This window comes from Streptomyces caeni (assembly GCF_042678285.1).
Classification (GTDB): Bacteria; Actinomycetota; Actinomycetes; order Streptomycetales; family Streptomycetaceae; genus Streptomyces; species Streptomyces caeni.
In genome coordinates this window covers 162,941-166,478 of sequence record NZ_JBHUDX010000026.1, presented here as the reverse complement: position 1 = coordinate 166,478, position 3,538 = coordinate 162,941, and the positions used below count along the sequence as shown (strand labels likewise).

Annotated in this window: 3 protein-coding genes; 2 read left to right on the top strand and 1 reads right to left on the bottom strand. The window is 76.3% G+C overall.

The window, feature by feature from the left end; genetic code table 11:
* The coding region (locus ACFSL4_RS11060) for a polyprenyl synthetase family protein (RefSeq protein ID WP_381081139.1) at positions 1-1,241 on the bottom strand (1,241 nt) is incomplete at its 3' end.
* 235 nt (positions 1,242-1,476) lie between these two features.
* On the opposite strand from ACFSL4_RS11060, the gene ACFSL4_RS11055 reads away from it, so the two are divergent.
* Both ACFSL4_RS11055 and ACFSL4_RS11050 read left to right on the top strand, forming a co-directional pair.
* The gene (locus ACFSL4_RS11055) at positions 1,477-2,667 is read left to right on the top strand and encodes a lycopene cyclase family protein (protein ID WP_381081137.1); all 1,191 of its coding nucleotides are present in this window, start codon (positions 1,477-1,479) and stop codon (positions 2,665-2,667) included.
* Between the two features lie 36 nt (positions 2,668-2,703).
* Positions 2,704-3,423, top strand: coding sequence for a class I SAM-dependent methyltransferase (locus ACFSL4_RS11050; protein WP_381081135.1), 720 nt, complete (start codon positions 2,704-2,706; stop codon positions 3,421-3,423).
* Positions 3,424-3,538: the final 115 nt, after the last annotated feature.

Below are 3,538 nucleotides of genomic sequence, written 5' to 3'. Positions count from 1 at the left end.
CCGCCGTCGGCCGCCGAGCGGAGCAGCCGGCGCAGCCGCCCGCCGCCCTCCGGGTCGAGCAGCGCGCCGTCGAGGTGGCGCAGCCCCTGCGCCACCAGGCGGCTGATCTTCGTCTCGACCACGGCCCGCGCGCCGGTCGACTCGAGCACCGCCCGCACCTCCTCCAGGCCGGCCTGCGGCAACGCGGCGTCCCCGAGCGACCGGCCCAGCACGGCCAGCGCGCGGTGGTCGCCGGCAGCCCTGGCGCGGGCCCGCGCCAGGGCGACGACGTATGTGGGCTTGCCCTCCCGGATGTCCGAACCGGAGCTCTTGCCGGTCAGGCCGGGGTCGCCGAAGACGTCGTCCAGGTCGTCGCGCAGCTGGAAGGCCATACCGACACGACGGCCCGCCGAGCACAGGGCCCGCAGCGTGCTGCCGTCGGCGCCGGCCAGGACGGCCCCCAGCGCCAGCGGCCGCTCAACCGAGTACAGAGCGCTCTTCAGACACGCGGTGCGCAGGACACGCGACAGCGAGTACGACGCCGTGACCTGGGCCTGCACGTCCAGGTACTGTCCCGCCACCATCTCGGTGCGCATGTCGCTCCACAGCCGCCGCACCTCGCGCGCCGTCGCCGGTTCCAGGGCGGTCTCGGCGACCAGGTCGTCCGCCCACACCAGCGCCAGATCGCCGGCCAGGATGCCGGCGGCGTCCCCGAACCGGCCGGCGCGCGCGATGGACGCGGCCGTGGCGTACCGGGCGCACAGGTCGGCGTGGAGCGCGGGCCGGCCGCGCCGCAGCACCGAGCCGTCCATGACGTCGTCGTGGACCAGGGCGCAGGTCTGCAGCAGTTCGAGGGCCGCGCCGATCCGCAGGGCCGCCGAGACGGTCGCCGGGGCGGTGCCGCCGCAGGCGCGCAGGGACCACCACAGCAGCTGGGGCCTGGTCCGCTTGCCTCCGGCGCGGGTGAAGCCGGCGACGCGTCCCGCCAGGTCCTCGGCGAACAGCTCGTCCATCTCCCGCGCACGGGGGAGGAGTTCGTCCAGGACGTGGCCGAGGACCCGTCCGACGGCGGCGGGCACGTCGGCGTCGACGAGGCGCACGTCCTCGGCGCCGACCGGGTCCACGGCTCCTGCCTCCTCCGGCCGGCCGTCATCGTGTACCCCGTCCGGGTGCGCCCGGACGGGCGATCCCGGTACGGGCAGCAGGCGCGGGACGGGCGGCGGCGCGGCGCCGTGGTGTTCCTTCGCCTGTGTGGGGCTCATCCCAGTTCCTCTCGTCGTGAACGCACTTCGCTCCGTCACCACCTGCTTCGGCGCGGAGGCCGGACATGGATGCGGCACCACCCGACGGGCGGGATCGCTGCAGCGGGATGTCTTTTCCCCGGTCGTTCACCGAAGGACGGCCGGCTGCCGCAGACGGGTGATCCGCATCCGCTCGGGCACACGGGCGGGAATACGGCAGACGAGGCGAGCGGGGCACAGTCGGGAGGAGGCCGCGGTGCTGCAGGCGGAGGTGGTGGTGGTGGTGGGGGCGGGAGCAGCGGGACTCTCCCTGGCCCACCGCCTGTCCGGGCAGGTGCCGGGGCTGCGGACGCCGTCCGTGGTCCTGGTGGGCGCACCGCCCGGCCCCCTGATCGCGCCGCGCCGCACCTGGTGCTTCTGGGAGCCGGAGGGCGGCCGGTTCGACGCCGCGGTGACGGCCCGCTGGCGGCGGCTCAGGGTGCGCCCGCCCACGGGCGACCCCCTCCAGGGCGACCTCGGGCCGCTGCGGTACAAGATGATCCGGTCCGACGACTTCGAGCGCCTGGTCGGCCGGGACCTGGCGGGCAGCCCCAACGTGCACCGCCTGGAGGCCGCCGTCGACACGGTGGAGGACGTCACCGGCGGAGCCCGCGTGCACCTGCGGGAGGCCGACGGCACCCGCCGCGTCCTGCACGCCCGCTGGGTCCTCGACTCCCGCCCCCTGGGGCGCCTGCCGGCCGCGCGCACCACCCTGCTCCAGCATTTCCACGGCTGGTTCGTGCGCACGTCCCGGCCGGTCTTCGACACGCGTGTCGCGGACCTGATGGACTTCCGCACCCCGCAGCCCGCCGACGGGCTCTCCTTCGGTTACGTGCTGCCCACCAAACCCCACGAAGCCCTCGTGGAGTACACCGAGTTCTCCCCGCGCACCCTGACGCCGGAGGGCTACGAAGCGGCCGTACGCCACTACGCCGACGACGTGCTGCGCCTCGGCGACCGGCGGATCCTCTCCACGGAGACCGGCGTCATCCCCATGACGGACGCCCCGATGGCCCGCCGGGCCGGGGCCTCGGTCTTCCGGATCGGCGCCGCCGGCGGCGCCACCCGGCCCGCCACCGGCTACACCTTCGCCGGCCTCCAGCGCCAGACGCGCGCCGTCGCGGCCGCGCTGCGCCGGGGACGCCGCCCTCTGCCGCCGCCCGCCCACTCCGCCCGCTCCCGCGCCATGGACGCCGTGCTGCTGCGCGCCCTGGCCAGCGGCCGGGTCGACGGCCCCGCCCTGTTCAGCCGGCTCTTCGCCCAGGTCCCCATGGACCGGCTGCTGCGCTTCCTCGACGGCGGCACCCGACTGCACGAGGACCTCGCCATCGGCCTGCGCACCCCGGTCGCACCGATGCTGCGGTCGGCGCTGGAGCTGCCGATCCTGCCCCGCCGCCCCTTCGGCTGACCTTCCGAACCCGTACCCACCCGCCCTGGAGACCGCATGACCCTGCTGCGCGACGACGACCTCGCCGCCGCCTTCGACCACGCCTCCCGCAGCTACGACGCGCTGGTGGCCGCCAATCCCGGCTACCACGCGCACCTGCGGCGCTCGGTGCGCCGGCTCGGGCTGCCCGGGTACGGCGCGGGGCTGCGCCTGCTCGACCTCGGCTGCGGCACCGGCGCCTCGACCGCGGCGCTGCGTTCCCGACTGCCGGCCGCACACATCACGGCCGTCGACGCCTCCGCCGGCATGCTGGAGCGGGCCGCCGCCAAGCCCTGGGCGGACGGCGTGACCTTCGTGCACGCGCCGGTGGAGCGGCTCGCCGAGGCGGGGGTGAAAGGGCCGTTCGGCGCGGTCTTCGCCGCCTACCTGCTGCGCAACGTCGACGACCCCGACGCCGTCCTCACCACCGTGCGCGAGTTGCTGGCGCCCGGGGGACGGCTCGCCGTGCACGAGTACACCCTCAGCGGCCGGCGCGCCGACCGCGCGGTGTGGACCATGGTGAGCCGGGGCCTGGTCCAGCCGGTGGCGAGCGCTCTCGGAGACGGCGCCCTGTACCGCCATCTGTGGCGCAGCGTCGTCGACTTCGACACTGCGGACCGCTTCACGGAGCGCCTGCGCGAGGCCGGCTTCGACCGGGTGCGGGCCCTGCCGCTGCCGGGATGGCAGACGGGCATCACCCACACCTTCGTCGCCCGGCGCCCGGAGACCGCGCGATGACCGGCGCGGCGCGCCCGCCCGCCGCCCGCCGCGGGCGGGACCGGCGCGCCCGTGTCCTGCCCGGCCCCGCTGGGCGGCGCCGCATCGACGGCGCCCGTCCCAGCACCGCCGTCGT

Coding starts and splice junctions, on each gene's coding strand:
- ACFSL4_RS11050 (WP_381081135.1), top strand. CDS start 2,704: ATGACCCTGCTGCGCGACGACGACCTCGCCGCCGCCTTCGACCACGCC.